The sequence below is a fragment of the Paenibacillus sp. J2L1-98 genome (assembly GCF_056269405.1).
The window spans coordinates 74,253-91,663 of the sequence record NZ_JBWDNW010000001.1; the positions used below are offsets into that span (position 1 = coordinate 74,253).

The window sequence follows — 17,411 nt, forward strand, 5'->3', positions numbered from 1 at the left end:
TTTTCACCCCTTCGTCAGAAAAAATGGCGCTTCCTGCAGAAAGCTTGGCTCAACCGGCAATTTCGTTACCCATTTGCCGCTTGCCTGCCGAATGGCTGCCGCTATTGCCGGTGCGAGCGTAACAGAACCGACCTCGCCTATTCCCCGCGGACCGTAGTCGTCATTTTCCGGCAAATGCTCAATCGGTTCTACCTCTATCAATCCTCTTTGATCGGCTATTGTCGGAACGAGATACGTATCCAAATTTCGCGTTATATAATGCCCTTTATCCATAACCGCATCTTCCATCAGCGTAAAACCAAGCGCCATGCTGCTTCCGCCTTCGATTTGTCCGAGGAAGCCCTGCGGATTTACGACTGGTCCCGCCGCTACGGCATGATATTGCTGAAGCACCTGAACCCGCCCGGTTAATGTATTGAGCTCTACCTTAGCGACAACGGCTGAGTACGTATACATAAAGTGGGCGCCGACCCGGTCTGTAGGAGATGTAGGAAACGAAAATGACGTTTCGCAGCGGATCGGTGCGCCATCCCCTTTCGCGAGCTCTTCATACGTGAGCAGCAGCGGAGCGCCTGTTTTTTCCCGAATACCGCCTTCGCTAAGCCGCAGCTGTTCTGCCGGACGCAGGGTCAAAGCTGCTGCCCTCTTTAGCATTTGTTCCGTAAACGGGTTCCTCAATCTTTGCAGTGATTTCCACATCATGGCGGTTGCGCGCGATGCGGTCGTTGAACCGCTATCCGGCACGACATCGGTGTCCCCGATAATGATCCTGATATCTGCCGCGGCTAAACCGAACTGCTCGATCAGCATTTGCTCCAAAGTCGCAATCAGGCCTTGACCGAATTCCTCGTAGCCGAATACTGCTTCGATTTTTCCGTCTGCCGCCAATTCCAGCCGACCGCCGGCCGGATCGGGAATGCCGACGCCTAGCCCGGCACCGTGCATCGTAAAGGCGGCGCCGATTCCCGTCTTTATCCAAGGCTCGGCGGATTGCTGGCCGGGCGCTTCCAAGCGTTCTCTCTCCAGCCACAACGGACATCCCGCAATGGCCCTCCACACCTGTTCGGCGCCTTCTGTCATTGCGATTGGTTGATCGAAAGGGCCTGGGTCATCTACCTGACGCATATTCAGGCGACGGAACGCCCAAGGCTCCAAGCCTAGAATTTCAGCCAACCGGTCCATTTGTCCTTCCAGCGCGAAGATCGCTTGATTGCCGCCGAAGCCACGGAATTCGCCGGACATGCCGTTATTCGTAAACACCGATACGCCTTTTACATCCAAATGCTCGTACTTATAAGGACCGATAACATGCTCGGTCGCAAAGTTCAACACCTCGGCTCCCAGCGTTGAATAGGGGCCGGTATCCGAGATGATGGTGACTTGATGAGCCCGCAATTTGCCCGCAGCATCCGTGCCTGTTCTCATCGTAATTTTCATCGGATGCCGCTTTAAGCCTGCCCTTACGGATTCCTGCCTCGAGTTATGCATCTTGATGGGCTTTCCCGTAATTATCGCAAGCAGCGCGCCGTAAGGCTGTACGTTTAATTCGTCCTTTCCGCCGAACGAGCCGCCGATTGGACTTGAGACGATTCGGATTTCTTCCTGCGGCTTCGCAAGAATACGGGATAACTGCATCCGATCCATGAATCCGTGCTGTGTAGGTGAATAGACCGTCAAACGTCCGTTGTCTTCAGGTACAAACAAGCCGCCTTCCGTTTCCATGTACGTGTGCATTTGACGCGGCGTATAATAGGTTTCTTCTATAATATGCGCGCATTTCGCGAAACCTTCTTCTACGTCGCCTCTGCTGAACGTTGTACGATGCATCGCATTCCCCCGAGGGTGAAGCTGCGGCGCATCCGCCAAAAGCGCCTGCCCGGGATCATCTACAACCTGCAAAATATCGTATTCGACTTCAATTAACTCAATCGCATGCTGGGCAATTGCGATACTATCCGCTGCCACTGTCGCCAGCGCGTCTCCCACATACCGCACCCGGTCCTCGCATAAAACAGGCTGATCCGGGTGGGCGATGCCGAAAGCATTTAATCCGGGGACGTCCACATACGTGAGCACCGCATGAACTCCCGGCAGTTGCTTCGCCTTATCCGTATGAATCGAGACGATCCGGGCATGCGGATGCTCGCTGCGCAGCACTAGACCGTAAAGCATATCTTCCTTAGACATATCCGTTAAATAAGCCAAGCTGCCTGTCACCTTACCCGGACCGTCAGGGCGGATTCGCCAACGCCCTCCACTGCTAGTGCGGTTTAAAAGCATAAGCCTCATCCTCCCTATACACGTCTAAACTTTGGCTGCTTTCCACAGCTCGGTAACGATTAAATTTGCTGCCGTCGTCTTCCGATAAGCGGCCGATGCGAACATATCCTCCCGCGGCTCATAAAGCTCAAGAATTCGGTCATATACATGCTGCAGGAGCCGGGCATCCACGGCCGCTTCGACTATTTCCTTCTCTAATTGTCCAAGCCGCTGAGGGATCGTCTGTCCTCCTCCGAGCGCTATTCGTATTTCCTTCAGTACGCCGGAATTCATAAGTGATCCATTGATGGCTGCCGTAACGACAGAAGGGGTGAACGCTTCGCGTCGTCCCACTTTATGGTAAGCGCCAAAACGCTTCATTTTCACATTCGAATCCTTCTCATCATCACTATCATTAATGGAATTTCCCTCGGATTCCGGGATAGGAAGTCGTAAACTAAGCAGCAAACGCTCATTTTTCCGGCTCGAATCGTTTGCATGCTGCAGCCATTCCGGTAACGGCATCTGAAGTTCCGCCGAACCGTCATACCAGTTCACTTCGGCATCATATACCAGCAGCGCAGGTATCGAATCGCCGATATTGGAGGCAACATTGCCCCCGATCGTAGCTAGTTGACGAATGGATGGCGCTGCAATCGTTCGAATCGCCTCGGTAACCATTGGAAAATGACGCTGCAGATATCCGTTCGTTCGACAGGCCTGCAGGCTCATTTGGCCGCCTATGAGCAGGCCTTGCTCGCCGATACTGCTGTCATTCAAACCGCGAATAGCGCTCAAATCGATCAAATGCTGCGGCATTGCAGCTACTCCAGACTCCCAATGCGTTCGAAGCAAGGTTCCACCGGATGTATATACGCTCTCTATCCCAAAATTCTGTTTCAATATCCATGCTTCCGCAGCCGTTTGCGGATGCCACACAAGAGGAGACGACATGGTCTCCTGTACATTCATGCCCATCATGCTCCCCTCCAGTTGTCGTTAAAATCGTTGCTCCCTAACGTAAGGCGTGCCGAGCGATTCCGGCGAGCCGGATGGCTTATTGCGATTTCGCCAGCCGAGGAACATAAGTACAAGTATCGTTACAATATAAGGAATCATTTTTAAGAAGTAGGACGGTATTTCGCTCCCTATCAATTGAATGCGGAAGCCCAGCATGTCGAGCGCTCCGAAGAAATAAGCGCATAATAGTGCTCGGATCGGATTCCATCTGGCAAAAATAATTAAAGCGACCGCAATCCAGCCTCGTCCCGAAATCATCCCCTCCGTCCAAGTCGGAGAATAAACGAGCAGCAAATCCGCCCCTGCCAATCCAATAAGGATCGAGCCGACAACGATATAGCCGTACCGAAACGCTTGAACGCGTATTCCCATGACATCCGCGGTAGCCGGATTGTCGCCCATCGCCCGCAGATGAAGTCCCCATGAGGTACGATGAATGAAATGATGAAGACCGATGACAAGCAGGAAGCTGAACCAGGTCAATACATCCAGATGGGCAAAGATTCGGCCTGCGAACGGAACGGCTTCGAGCCATGGCATATCAAGATTCGGCACTGCTCCGGGAACAGGAAGACCGCTAATCGGCTTGCCCAGGTAAGCGCTAAGCCCGGCTCCGAATAGAGTCATCGCGAGTCCGCATACGATTTGATTCGCCTGAAGCGTAACGCTTAGAAATGCATGAACGGCGCCGAGCAAAATACTTATGCCGCATACGGCCAGCAGCGTTATCGGCAAGCTTCCGGTCTGCAGAAATGTCAGACATGCCGTAACGGCTCCCATCAGCATCAGACCTTCCGCGCCAAGCTGGATGATGCCTGAGCGTTCGATCAATATGCCGCCCAGCGTTGCGAATAATAGCGGTGTACCAGAGGATATGGCGGCCAGCAGCATTTGATACACGATTTCCATCGTTTATGCGCTCCTTTTCAACGAATTCTGCGAAGCCGGAATTTACTGACCGTACCGCCTGCAATAAGGAAAAACAAAATAGCGCCCTGCAGCATTTCGGATATTGAGGAAGGCAAGCCTATCGTTTGTACGCTGTATCCTCCAACGATAAGTCCTCCAAATAAAAAAGAGGATACGACAAGCCCGATCGGATGCAGTTTGGCGAGCCATGCCACAATGATGGCGGTGTAGCCGTAACCTGGCGAAATGCCGTACATCAGACGGTGCGTTACGCCGGATACCTCGGCCATCCCGGCCAGTCCGGCTAATCCCCCGCTGAGGAGCATGACCAGCAAAATATGTCTGCTGATCCGGATGCCCGCATTTTTGGCTGCTTCAGAATTGGCCCCGATCAGCCGAAGCTCATAGCCCCAGCGCGTATATTTAATGAAGAAGCCATAGAGAACAATCGCGATGAGGCCGAACAATAGACCGAGATGCAGCCTCGTATCGCCCAGAACGGGCAGCGACTGCGCTTCCGTAAACATCGGCGTTCCCGGGAAATTCATGCCCTTCGGATCCTTCCAAGGGCCGAATACGAAATAATCCATCGCCAGCAGTGCGACATAATTGAGCATCAGTGAAGTGACCAGCTCATTTACTTGAAAGTAGGTGCGGGGAATTGCCGTTAACAGCCCCCATATGCCGCCCGCTGCGATACTGAAGACGATCATAGCCGGAATAACGAGGATGCCCGGCATATTCGGAAAATAAATCGTCACCGCAGTCGCTGCCATCGCTCCTGCCGCAAACTGCCCTTCCGCTCCGATATTCCACACCGAAATCCGGTAAGCAATCGCTACGCCAAGTCCGCATAGCAGCAGCGGGATCATTTTTACGAGCGTTTCAGTCAACCCGTAAGAAGTGCCGAAGGCACCCGTGAACATTTTCTTATATACGGGAAACGGGTTTATGCCGTTGGCTGCAATAAAAATGCCGCATACAACAAGTGCCAACTGCACCGATACGATAGGTATCCACCAAGCGCTGCCTTTCTTTGAACTATCAAGTTCTATGCGATAGGAGCGCCAATTCCATTTGCCAGGTTCATGTGCAGCCTCGGCTGATAGCGTTCCGCCTTTATCTAATACGGGCTTATGCTCACTCATCCCGCTTCCTCCTCCGCATCCTGGAGACCTGCCATATACATGCCGATCTTCTCCCGATCGGCCTCCTCTCTCGTCACTTCAGCTGCAATTTGACCGTTATAAATGACAACAATCCGGTCAGAGAGCTGGATGACCTCGTCTAAGTCCTCTGAAATAAGCAAAACACTTTTGCCTTCGTCCCGCATTTCGGCCATTAAACGATGAACTCCATCGGTTGCTCCGACATCAAGTCCCTGCGTCGGATGTACGGCTACCATGAGCAGCGGCTCTTGATGAACCTCTCTTGCAAATAACAGCTTCTGCTGGTTCCCTCCGGATAGTTGCTGAACCGGCGTATCGAGACCTGGCGTTTTCACATCAAATTGCTCAACCAAGCTTTGCGACCATGAACGATTCGCACCGATCCGCAGAAAGCCGAAGCGCGATCGTTCCTTCGTTCGGTAAGATTTGAATAACAAATTGTCAACGATGCCGAGACTGCCGGCGAGACCGCTTTTCATCCGGTTCTCAGGCACATGGGCGATCCCCGACTCAATGGCCGCCCTCACCGATCCATTCTTCAATGCTTTTCCGTTAAAATAAATCGTCCCCTTCTTCCAAGAACGCAGTCCGGTAAGCACCTCGGCTAGCTCCTTCTGCCCGTTGCCCGCGACACCCGCCACCCCGACAATTTCTCCTTCACTCACATGAAGCGAGATATGATCAAGCGATTTCCTGCCATGATCCGCATAGACATCGACTTGCTGAACTTCGAGCAACCGCTTGCCTTGTGGTCGCGGAAGGAATGGACGGCTTTCCCCAAGCTCCTTGCCGACCATCAGCTTGGCAAGCTCGCGCTCATTCGTGTCTGATTTGCCCATCGAATGAATCAGCTTTCCTTTGCGCATGACCGAGATATGATCCGATGCGGCCATAACCTCCTTCAGCTTGTGGGTAGTCAGAATGACCGTCTTCCCCTCCGCCTTCATGTGCTGCAGCGTTGCGAACAGCTGCTCCGCCTCGCCTGGCGTCAACACCGATGTCGGCTCATCCAAAATAATAAGATCCGCGCCGCGATAAAGCGTCTTAACAATCTCCACCCGCTGCTGCTCCCCGACGGAGAGCTGCCAGATCGGACGGTTTACCGGGAACGATAAGCCAAAATGCTCCGCAATCGCTTCGATTTCCTGCTGCTTATTGCTCATCCATTTGGCTCCCCGCCAAAACGAGGATTTCTCGCCCAGAACGATATTTTCGGCGGCGGTTAACGTTTGAACGAGACGGAAGTTTTGAAAGACCATGCCTACGCCAAGCTGCATGGCATCCTTCGGCGACCTGATTTTTGCCGGCTCGCCATGAATGAAAATTTCGCCGCTAGTCGGCCTATATACGCCAGAAAGCATGCACATCATCGTGCTTTTGCCTGCACCGTTCTCTCCTAGCAATGCATGAATTTGTCCCGGCTTCGCGCGAAAATCAACGAAATCATTCGCCACGACCGTACCGAATTGCTTTACGATTTGGCGCATTTCTACCGAATAGCTTTCATTCATAACACCCCTCCTAAAGGTTTGCGATGCAAACCACATCGAAAGCTAAGCTAAGGTTTGCGAAGCAAACCATTTCGAAAAGCAAGTTCATTCGTGAAATTGGTGTGAATAAATCAACAAATCCCTTAATTCAGGGATTTGTTGATTTAGTCGTATTAGATATCCGCTTATTTCGGAATCGTACCCTCTACCCCTTTTACGAACCAATCCATCACTAAAATTTCATCCAGCGTCAATACTTTGCCTTCCTCCACCTTAACTGCGCCGGATGCGTCCGAAATCGGTCCGGCAAATACATTAATCTCACCGCTGATGAGCTTCGCTTTCGTATCGTTCACTAGCGTTTTCACATCCCCTGGCACGCTTGGTCCGAGCGGCGCAATATCCACCATACCGTCAGCGAGCGAGCCTGAATATTGCTCGGCTTTCCAAGTGCCGTCGATGACGGATTGAACGGCCTTCGTATAATAAGGGCCCCAGTTCCAGATCGGGTTCGTTAAGTATGCGTCAGGCGCGAACCGGGTCATATCGGAGTCATTGCCCCCTGCCATAGCGCCCCTTTCAGCAGCAGCTTGCAGGGTTGCCGGCGAATCCTGATATGCGAGCAATACGTCCGCTCCTTTATCAAGCAGGCTTACTGCCGCTTGGCGTTCGGTTGTCGGATCATACCAGGTATTTGTCCAAACGACGCTGACCTTGGCATCCGGATTGACGCTTTGCACGCCTAGCGTAAAGGCGTTTATGTTATAAATGACTTCAGGAATCGGGAACGCACCGACATAGCCGATCACGTTTTTCTTTGTCATTTTTCCTGCTGCAATTCCGCTTAAATAACTGGCATCGAAGTTTTTTCCGAAATACGTGCCCATGTTATCATTTGTTTTGTAACCGGCGGTGTGAAGAAACTTCACGTCAGGGAATTTTTTTGCGACATTAAGCGTGTAATCCATATAACCAAAGCTTGTCGTAAAAATGATATCGTGGTTTTGCGCGAGCTCCGTAATGATTCGTTCGGCATCAGCGCTCTCCGGTACATTCTCGACCGTGTCCGCTTTAATGCCCAGCTTCTCCTCCATGTACAATCTGCCCTTGTCATGCTCAAATGTCCAACCGCCGTCTCCTGGAGGCCCGATATAAACGAATGCGACACGAGGCAGCTTCGCCGGCTCATCCGTTGCCTGATTTACTGCACCCTCATTTGCATTCTTGTCTGTCTTTTCCCTCTTGCTGCTGGAACAACCGCTGATGACTAATACGACCGATAATAGAAGTGCTAAACCTGCGAAAAATGCTTTTTTGTGCTGTTTCATTCCGTTCCTCCCCGACTTTCTATTTTCTCGAAAGATGGTCAGGTGCAAAGTTTGCTGTTTGTACGCAGCCAATCTCTCCACGCAAAATGCTTACGCATGCCGTTCTGGAACGGCGTCCGTCGCTTTCGCTAGTTTTGGTTTTGACCAATAACGTACCTTCAATATATATCCATGTCAATTTCGCGTCAACATATATAACATATAAAAATGAATTACACCTTTTGTGCAATATGCACGAAATATTTATAATTTTGCGTTATATATATTCACACAATCTACATCTATCCCGATTTGAAAAAGGCCGAATAATGTTTTTTCGCCAGTTCCATATCAGCAGGCGTATCAATATCGAGCAGGCTTGTCCGATCCGCAGCCACTAAACCGCAGCCTTTAAAATCCGGCGATTGAAACAATTTCCTGGCACCCGCGTCCCCCTCTAGCAGCATCACTGAAGAGAACATTGAACGTGACAAAATGGCAGGAGGCATTAGAACGATTGATTGGCCATCCTCATCATGCGCCGCAGTAGCAACGAAATCCAGCTCCGGCCGCTTACTCCAATAAAAAATAAGCTCCGCTATCATTTCGGATGTAATAAATGGCTGGTCTGCGAGAGCAACCACAATGGCATCAAGAGCGGGTTCATCGGTTATGAGCGCCTTAAAGCCGCATCGAATCGAATAAGACATCCCTTGTGCAGCTTCCGTGCATGCAACAAAACGGACAGCTTTAACATCAGAAGGAGCAGCTTGACCTGCTGCCCCTCCTTCTAGAGAAAACCATTCGATCGGATCCTCCGGATGAACGACGGCGATCACATTTTTAAGTGGGCTGGACAAAAGAGCATGCAGTCCCACGCTTGCGAGCGGCCTGCCCTTCACCAGCTCGAGCGACTGCTTGCGCACTCCCATGCGTTTGCTCTGGCCAGCTGCCATATAAAGGGCTGAAATAAGCATCTCTTCCCCTCTCCCTCCGCGGACGCGATTTGCGGCCTGCGCGTATAGCAATAAGCTCAGCCGCAATGCTCACCGCTATTTCATAAGGGCCGTCCGCGCCAACAGAAAGTCCGATCGGCGCCCTTACATTCGATGGGATGAGAAACGTCTCAAACAGCATGCGAATCCGTTTCTTCGAGCCCATAATGCCGATATATACAAGCTGAAGCGGCAGTGCAAGCCGCAGCATATCCTTATCCTGATGCAGATTGTGACTGCACACGATCAAATAATCATCCGAGCGGAATTGAAGCTGCTCAGCAATTTGCTCAGGCGAACCAATGACGCACTCCGCATCCGGGAACCGCTCATTCGTGCATAGCGACGGCCGCCAATCCGCTACCACAACATGAAATCCAATTTGCTTGACCAGCGAATAGATTGCCTCTGCATCCTTGCCGACACCGAATATGACAAGCCGAGGTCTAGGACTGATAAGGAACGACATGTGATTGGAGACCACGTCTTTCGCATCTGAAATTTCCAGCGTTTGTCCAGTATCTGCGTCATCAACGAGAGTATAGCTGATCTCCTTTTCATTCCAGCTTCGGATCAGCCTGACCGGCACACCCGCATCGGTCCTCTCCTTCGCCTCAATCAGAATCGTTCGCAACCGTCCATCGATCGGCTCAAGCAGCACGCGCATTTCCCCGCCGCAGCCGACAGCCTCACCCCAAATCACATCCTCATCGGGATTCAAATTATAATCTATAAATTCAAACTGACCCGAATGCGCGATGCTCGCCGCTCTCTCCAGCAGATCATGCTCCAGGCAGCCCGGACTAACCGTTCCAATTTGCTCGCCGCTCTGCTTGAACAGCATCGCTGCCCCCGTCTTACGGTAAGAATGGCCCTCTACACAAACAATTGTTGCCAGTACGCCGCGTTGATCGTCAGCCATTACCGCTGCCAGTACATCATACATATCCATTCGCTATTCCTCCCTAAGCATCAGCACTCGAAAGGGTTACTTTACGGTTGAACGAATTCCAAATGCTACAGTCTTTCTATCAATTTCCGTAAAGAGCGATCCGCTTCCTTTAAGACAACCTTCTTATCGACCGTTCTCACGAGCTTGCTCTCCATCACGATTTGCCCATCGATAAGGACCGTATCAACATCGCCTCTTGTAGCCGCATAGACGACTCTCGAATACCAGTCGGCATCGAATGACGGATACACATGAAAGTCTTCCAAGTCCAGAAGCTGCAAATCAGCAAGCTTGCCTATCTCGATGCTTCCGATCTTATCCTCTAAGCCAAGCACCTTGGCTCCGCCCATCGTCGCCATCCGAAGCACCGTTTTCGCGTTCATAATCGTCGGACCATGCTTGACCTTTTGCATATAGGCAGTCAATCGCATCTCCTGAAACATATCCAGGTTGTTGTTGCAAGGCGCTCCATCTGCACCAATGCCGATATCAATGCCTTGCTCCAGCAGGAGCGGAATCTCCGCTATGCCCGAAGCAAGCTTCATATTGGATCCCGGACAATGCGTAACCTTGACGCCTCTATCCCGGATGATTTGTTTCTCCTCGTCATCGAGCCAAATGCTATGAGCCAAAATCAAATTCGGCTTTGCCAACCCGATGTGATCTAAATACACGACATTTCTCATGCCGCGTTCCGCTTCCACCATCGCGATCTCGCCTAAATTTTCCGATGCATGCGTATGCACCATTACGCCATACTCAGCAGATAGATCACGCACGCCAACAAGCAGTTCTTCCGTACAGGAAACAACAAAGCGCGGACAAAAAGCGTATTGAATCCTTCCATTCTCGGCACCATGCCATTTTTCCAATAAATCCACACTGTCCTGAAGCGATTTCCGGGTATTCTCCTGCAAGGCAACCGGCACCTCCGTGCCGTGGTCCATCATCACTTTACCCGAAAGAGCTCGAATACCGCTTTCCTTAATCGCTTGAAATGCGGATTGTGTATGATGCACCGTTTCCATATCTAAAATCGTCGTCGTACCGCTTCTTATCAATTCACCGATCCCAAGCATGGCAGAGTAGTATACCGAGTCCTCGCTGTGCGCCGCTTCGAGCGGCCAAATTTTCTCTTTTAACCATTCAATCAGCGATAAGTCATCGGCCCTTCCCCGAAATAGCGTTTGACAAAGATGGATGTGCGTTTGCACGAATCCGGGCAGCAGCACCTTTCCCCCCGCCTCAATAATACGATCTGCCGTTTGCGTTTCCAGCCGTTCTCCCATTTGCGAAATCCGATTGCCATCTATTAATACATCGCCCGTGAAAATATGGTCTTGATTATTCATTGTCATCACCACGGCGTTCCGGATAAGTATCGTTGACATATGTTGCTCCTCCTCGTGCCGATCCAGCTTAATTAGCGGCCGCTGCGTACAAATGCTGCAGATCTTACTGTATAAACCTTAAAAGCGAAAGCAGCTTCACATTAGCATATTCACAATTGTTATTCAGCAACCCACTAATTCATCAATTGCATTCCGATTGTATCTGTATTCCAGTCCAATGCATCCGTTTGAACAGGAATTTCATCGCATGAGACGATTTTCATGCTATTAAGCTGCAATTTGGATTAATTAACAGAATTATCTGACTATAATACCCGCAGCTAAACATGTGTAAATCCAAGCTTCATCATTCCATCAGCATCAATCGGCATCTTTTCAACTAAACTATAGTATGGAGCAGCGCAGCCGCAAATGATAAGGATCGCTTGCCAAACTAAAAGAAAATATGATCTACCATTCGCTTTCAATGTGTAAGTTTATCTAACATCATAAAGCAGATTGAAACGATAGGCAATACATTCCACTAAATATTTATATGTTCTTCATCAAATTCCCGCTCTCATCTTACATTTACATCTTACATTTACATCTTACATTAATTACAACAAAAAAAAGACATCGGCCTTTAGCCGACGCCTCTTTATTTCAGGTATAAAAAATCAACGGTTTCTATCTAAGCATGCAGGAATAATATGCTCGAATATTAGTCTCCGCGACCATATGGCATCATTCCGCTTTGTCACTTTCTTCCGGATAACGATGACGAGCTCATGTCTGGGTGCCACGAGCAAATACTGACCGCCATGGCCAAAAGCGAAATAACAGTCGCATTGACCGTTGTGGCTTTCAGGCGAATTCCACCAATGGTAGCCATACCCCCCATAAATCGGCGGCTCATAATGCAGCAATCCGCGGTGATGCAGCTTCGTCGAATGCTCCACCCATGAGGAGGATATTAGCTGTTTCTGTTCGAATTGCCCCTTTTGCACAAAAAGGCTGCCTATCCTTGCAAGATCCCTGCCATACAAATAGAGCCCTGCACCACCTTCATTGATGCCCGCCCGCTCCATCCAGCGGGCGCTTTGAAATCCGAGCGGACCAAATAAATAATCCTTGGCGAACGAGAGCGCCGACAGGCCAGTCGCTTTCGTCAGAATCGCCGACAATAAGTGCGAGCCTCCCGAATTATAAGCAAAGGCCGTTCCCGGATCGGAAATCAACGGCTGCTCGAGTACGAATCTGACCGGCTCCTCCGCAGCCTTTAATGCTTTGTAAGGCTTATCAAAATCAGGCCAATCAAAGCCAGGTGTCATCGTTAGCAGATGCTTGATCGTTATTTGACCGAGCGCATCGCTGATTTCCGCTGGATGGTCCAAGTAATCCGTTATCGGCTGTTCCACGCTCGTTATAAAGCCTTTATCGATGGAGATACCGATCAATGCGGATAAAATGCTTTTGGTGCAGGAATAGAGCGGGCCGATCGAATCTTTCCCGCTCTCATACCATTCATCAAGGAGCCGCTGGCCTCGAAGCACGATAACCGACTTCATTTTCCATTCAGACAGCAGTTCGCGATAAGCTTCCAAATTCAATTGTTTCATCTGCTTGAACGACCTTTCTATGAAGCGTTTCCTTGCTGAAGTTCAGTCTGCTTAAGCTTAGGCAAACCAATAGAAACAAGCACGACAAAAACCGATAATACAGCTACCCAAACAAAAATGTTATGTAAGCTTCCTTCAAGCACGGTTGACTCGATCGCATTAGCCTGACCTGTATGAAGCAGCATGCCGAATACCGTAATCCCAATGGTCTGGCCTAACGTACGGATGAAGTTGTTGCTGGCAACAGCCGAGCCGCGAAGCTCCCATCCAACTGCCGAAGTAACCGCAACCGTTAATGAAGTCAGAGATAAGCCGAACGAGAGCCCCGACATAAACGTATAAACGACGAATAAGGCAATTGGTGTTGCGGCTGTCATGAAAGAAAAGCCGATGCTGCCAGCGAGCAAGAAGCAGGAACCTGCTACGCTGATGAAGCGTAATCCTTTTTTGGAGATCCAATTCCCTGCCAAAATCGAGCCAAGCGGCCATGCGATCGAGAGCGGTATCATGGCAAGTCCTGAAAAAGTAGCGGGTTTGCCGTATACGCCCTGAATCCACAGAGGCAAATAAAAAATGACGACGACATTGATGACGCATAACAATAAGCTGTTCAAATTCGCCATGCTGATTATCCGGTTCCGAAATAACTGGAATGGGATAATCGGTTCAGGCGAACGTCTTTCAACACGAACAAACACGATGAAAAAGAGAACGGCAATCGCAAATAACAAGCTGATCATCCAATCTGTGCCGCGTCCACTCCCGTCATCGCGGATGAGCGCCATCGCATACAGGAAGCTGAACATCGCGATTGTAAAAGTAACGATGCCCGGGTAATCAATATGCCTCTTTTTCTTCTCCAAAACTTCACGCAGCGAAGTTGACAGCAAATAGATGGCCACAATGCCAAACGGAAGGTTCATGTAAAATATGGCACGCCAGGATACGTAATCAACCAACAGGCCGCCTAACAATGGGCCTGAAATGCCTGCGATTCCCCAAATGCTTGACATCCATCCCTGCACCTTAGCGCGCTGCTCAAACGGATATAAATCCCCGATGATCGTATAAGGAATCGTCGTTAGCGCTCCCGCTCCCAAGCCTTGCAGCGCTCGAAACCAAATGAGCTGATTCATCGTTTGTGACACACCGGACAGCATAGAGCCTGCGAGGAAAATCAATGCTCCGATAATGAACATCTTTTTTCGTCCATAAAGGTCGGACAACTTGCCGTATACGGGTGTCGTAATGACTGTTGCCAGCAAGTATAACGAAATAATCCAGCTATACTGTTGAATGCCATGAAGCTCCCCTGTAATGCTGGGCATTGCCGTGCTGACGATCGTCCCCTCGATTGCAGCGAGAAATGTGGCGACGAACAGGGCGATTGTTACTTTTTTACGGGTCTGATTCGCGTTCATTGTTCCTCCTTCCGGCCATTCCTTGCAGGAAAATAAATTAATAATAACGATTATCCTTTTTATTATGATCGCTGTCAGTGTGAAATATCAACAATTATATTCGAGGTCAAGACGTTCGCATCAAATTGATCTGCTTCCACTTTAAACATTCGCGTGTACATATTCGCAAAATATAAGGCGGTCTTTCTATCTCATTCGCCTGCCAAAATGCACGATCGCCAAAAAGCCGGATTAAAACTTGTTCAGCTGTTTTGCACGCCGCTTGTTCTTCTGTTATCAGTGTGACGCATAACGTAAAACATAGCGATTCGTAACTCCTTAATGTTTCAATCTTTTTTTGGAAATCAAACATGAAATTAGCCGCCCCTTCATACGCTTAAAACCTACCCATATTGTATCTGCTTGTACCAAAAAATTAGTTACGAAATGGTTAAATTTTGAATCCTTCCCGTTTGTCATCCGTATGTATGGTATCCTTTATGTTTCGGATGTGTTACCATATTTGAAGTGATTTAATCGAAATTCTATAATTTGGAAAGTAAGGATGCTGCTCAATGTATGAGTTATTATTGAATATAATAGAAGAGATCGGCTATTTCGCCTTATTTCTCGTCTTATGCCTAGGCTTGATCGGATTGCCCATTCCAAATGAAGCCGTCGTAATGACTGGCGGCGCATTAGCGGAATCCGGCGTTTTATTGCCCATACCAGCATTTATAATGACATGCCTCGGCATTTGCTCGGCTATGACATTTGGATATAGCATCGGAAGATTCGCAGGCAGCAAACTGTCCAACTGGTTTAGCAGCAAAAAGAACATAAGCAAATTCGTTGCCAAGTCCGAGCAGTTAAGCGAACGCTACGGAGGCTATGCGATCAGTCTTAGCCTCTGCCTTCCTTTTCTAAGACATGTCACGCCTTATGTCATGGGATTGAATCGGATGCCTTACAAACGATTTATTCTTTTCGCATATCCGTCTGCTTTCGTATGGACGCTCATTTACTTCATTGTCGGTTCGATCGTTGGGGATCAGGTGCAATCACTTTCTGAACACATCTACACATACGGTATTTGGATCATTTATGCGCTTGCGATTATCTTAGTAGGCTTTATTGTTTACAGATATGTAAAAGGAAGAACCGAAAAGGATCATGTTGAACGCCCAATGTAGAAAGTCTCCTCATAAGGAACCATCGCTTTATGCGGTGGTTCTTTTCATTTTGCAACATTTTTATCGAAAAGAGAGCAATTGAAAGAGATCACAGGTATTCACGAGATGTAAACGCTTAAACAAGTTATCGATAATAGATACATGCTTGTCATTTGATGTATAATTACGCTCAGTGTGCATCGGCCCCGACTTTTCTGAGAGTGGAAAGTCATCGTATATTTTTCAACATTTGAAGTCATTTCGATTTACAAAACCATACATGCAGGAGGTTTCTTTGCTGTGCTTCAAAAACTTAAAAAATCATGGTTTTCTAATGTGCGGGGTGACATATTAGCTGGCATAACTGTTGCTCTAGCCCTCATTCCCGAATCGATCTCGTTCTCGTTAATGGTTGGAGTCGGTCCGATGGTTGGGCTGTACGCCTCCTTCTGCATCGCTGTCATTATTTCCATCGTTGGCGGCAGACCCGGCATGATCTCGGCTGCAACGGGGGCGATGGCATTGATAATGGTCTCTCTCGTTAAAGACCATGGCATCGAATATATGTTTGCAGCTACGATTTTGGCAGGCGTAATCCAATATTTAATGGGTGTTCTGAGGCTGGGACAGCTCATACAATTTGTTCCGCATTCCGTCATGCTTGGCTTTGTCAACGCGCTCGGCATTCTAATCTTTACTACTCAGCTTGTTCATTTTGTCGGAGCATCCTGGATCATGTACGCTCTTGTTGCTTTAACGTTAGTAATCATCTATACGCTTCCTAAATTTACGAAGGCCGTTCCATCACCATTAGCTGCGATTATTATCGTTTCCATCATTGCCGTAGCCATCGGAGCTGATCTCAAAACAGTTGGCGATAGAGGCATTATCGAGAGCACATTGCCCCTGTTTCACATCCCGGAGGTGCTCTTCTCGCTAAAAACGCTTTGGATCATTTTGCCTTACTCGTTCTCGCTTTCAATAGTCGGCATTCTGGAGTCGCTGTTAACCGCTTCGGTTCTCGATGAAATGACTGATACGGCGAGCAACAAAAATAAAGAGGTGCGGGGACAAGGGATTGCGAACATCGTGAACGGTTTCTTCGGCGGTATGGCTGGCTGCGCATTGATCGGACAATCGGTCATAAACGTCAAATCCGGCGGCCGTTCAAGGCTGTCAACCTTAGTAGCGGGATCATTTCTGCTCTTTCTTATTATGGCCTTAAGCGATGTCGTTAATAAAATTCCAATGGCTGCTTTGGTCGGCGTAATGATTATGGTCTCCTTCAGCACATTCGATTGGAAGTCCGTTTTCCAAATTCATAAAGTTCCGCGCACGGATGCGCTAATTATGATCATTACCGTTATCGTTGTTCTTTTTACTCATGATCTATCCAAAGGTGTTTTTGCCGGCGTCGTATTAAGCGCGTTTGTATTCGTTGGAAAGATGGCTAAAATACGTGTATCCGCCGCTGCGGGTAAATCAGAGGTTCGCATTTACAGCGTATCCGGCCAGCTGTTTTTCGGAACGACCAGCCGCTTCGTTTCCCAGTTCGATTATCAAAATGATCCGGACCGTGTAACTATTGACTTCAGCAGCTCTCATATTTGGGATCAATCCGCTGTAACTGCAATTGCGAAAGTAAAGAGCAAATACGAGCAATTAAATAAGCAAGTATCCTTTGTTGGACTTAATGAAGAGAGCCAGGTAATTATCCGGAATTTAGGTTTGACCTCTTCTAGTGGGCATTAAGCCGGAACGGCTGTACTCTGGTAACAAGTAAAG

General features: G+C 49.0%; 13 protein-coding genes. 2 read left to right on the forward strand and 11 right to left on the reverse strand.

Going from position 1 to position 17,411, the window contains the following annotated elements; all coding sequences use genetic code 11:
• Positions 1–3: 3 nt before the first annotated feature.
• The 11 genes from pucD to AC0YNZ_RS00435 all read right to left on the reverse strand — a co-directional run bounded on the left by pucD (position 4) and on the right by AC0YNZ_RS00435 (position 14,475).
• Positions 4–2,280, reverse strand: a complete 2,277-nt coding sequence (gene pucD, locus AC0YNZ_RS00385) for a xanthine dehydrogenase subunit D (RefSeq protein ID WP_475824782.1) — start codon at positions 2,278–2,280, stop codon at positions 4–6.
• A gap of 24 nt (positions 2,281–2,304) precedes the next feature.
• On the reverse strand, positions 2,305–3,240 hold the full coding sequence (locus AC0YNZ_RS00390) for an FAD binding domain-containing protein (RefSeq protein ID WP_475824783.1): 936 nt from the start codon (positions 3,238–3,240) through the stop codon (positions 2,305–2,307).
• An 18-nt stretch (positions 3,241–3,258) separates the two neighbouring features.
• A complete protein-coding gene (locus AC0YNZ_RS00395; RefSeq protein ID WP_475824784.1) occupies positions 3,259–4,188 on the reverse strand; it encodes an ABC transporter permease in 930 nt (309 codons plus the stop codon).
• 17 nt (positions 4,189–4,205) lie between these two features.
• On the reverse strand, positions 4,206–5,336 hold the full coding sequence (locus tag AC0YNZ_RS00400) for an ABC transporter permease (RefSeq protein ID WP_475824785.1): 1,131 nt from the start codon (positions 5,334–5,336) through the stop codon (positions 4,206–4,208).
• On the reverse strand, positions 5,333–6,868 hold the full coding sequence (locus tag AC0YNZ_RS00405; RefSeq protein ID WP_475824786.1) for an ABC transporter ATP-binding protein: 1,536 nt from the start codon (positions 6,866–6,868) through the stop codon (positions 5,333–5,335). Before AC0YNZ_RS00405 ends, AC0YNZ_RS00400 begins: the two co-directional genes overlap by 4 nt.
• 164 nt (positions 6,869–7,032) lie before the next feature.
• Complete coding sequence (locus AC0YNZ_RS00410) at positions 7,033–8,175, reverse strand: BMP family ABC transporter substrate-binding protein (protein ID WP_475824787.1); 1,143 nt, start codon at positions 8,173–8,175, stop codon at positions 7,033–7,035.
• Between the two features lie 281 nt (positions 8,176–8,456).
• The gene (locus tag AC0YNZ_RS00415; RefSeq protein ID WP_475824788.1) at positions 8,457–9,086 is read right to left on the reverse strand and encodes a nucleotidyltransferase family protein; all 630 of its coding nucleotides are present in this window, start codon (positions 9,084–9,086) and stop codon (positions 8,457–8,459) included.
• Entirely contained in the window at positions 8,998–10,101 is a 1,104-nt protein-coding gene (locus tag AC0YNZ_RS00420) for an XdhC family protein (RefSeq protein ID WP_475824789.1), read from the reverse strand. The genes AC0YNZ_RS00415 and AC0YNZ_RS00420 overlap by 89 nt, the downstream gene beginning before the upstream one ends.
• Positions 10,102–10,166: 65 nt before the next feature.
• Positions 10,167–11,492, reverse strand: a complete 1,326-nt coding sequence (locus AC0YNZ_RS00425) for a 5'-deoxyadenosine deaminase (protein ID WP_475824790.1) — start codon at positions 11,490–11,492, stop codon at positions 10,167–10,169.
• Positions 11,493–12,112: 620 nt separating this feature from the next.
• The gene (locus AC0YNZ_RS00430) at positions 12,113–13,054 is read right to left on the reverse strand and encodes a serine hydrolase domain-containing protein (RefSeq protein WP_475824791.1); all 942 of its coding nucleotides are present in this window, start codon (positions 13,052–13,054) and stop codon (positions 12,113–12,115) included.
• Between the two features lie 17 nt (positions 13,055–13,071).
• Positions 13,072–14,475 (reverse strand): MDR family MFS transporter, encoded by a 1,404-nt coding sequence (locus tag AC0YNZ_RS00435; RefSeq protein ID WP_475824792.1) that lies wholly within the window; start codon positions 14,473–14,475, stop codon positions 13,072–13,074.
• A gap of 554 nt (positions 14,476–15,029) precedes the next feature.
• Here AC0YNZ_RS00435 and AC0YNZ_RS00440 point away from each other — a divergent pair.
• Both AC0YNZ_RS00440 and AC0YNZ_RS00445 read left to right on the forward strand, forming a co-directional pair.
• Positions 15,030–15,647 carry a DedA family protein gene (locus tag AC0YNZ_RS00440; RefSeq protein ID WP_475824793.1) on the forward strand — a complete coding sequence of 206 codons (618 nt, stop codon included), beginning with the start codon at positions 15,030–15,032 and terminating at the stop codon, positions 15,645–15,647.
• Between the two features lie 279 nt (positions 15,648–15,926).
• Positions 15,927–17,378 carry a SulP family inorganic anion transporter gene (locus AC0YNZ_RS00445; protein WP_475824794.1) on the forward strand — a complete coding sequence of 484 codons (1,452 nt, stop codon included), beginning with the start codon at positions 15,927–15,929 and terminating at the stop codon, positions 17,376–17,378.
• Positions 17,379–17,411: the final 33 nt, after the last annotated feature.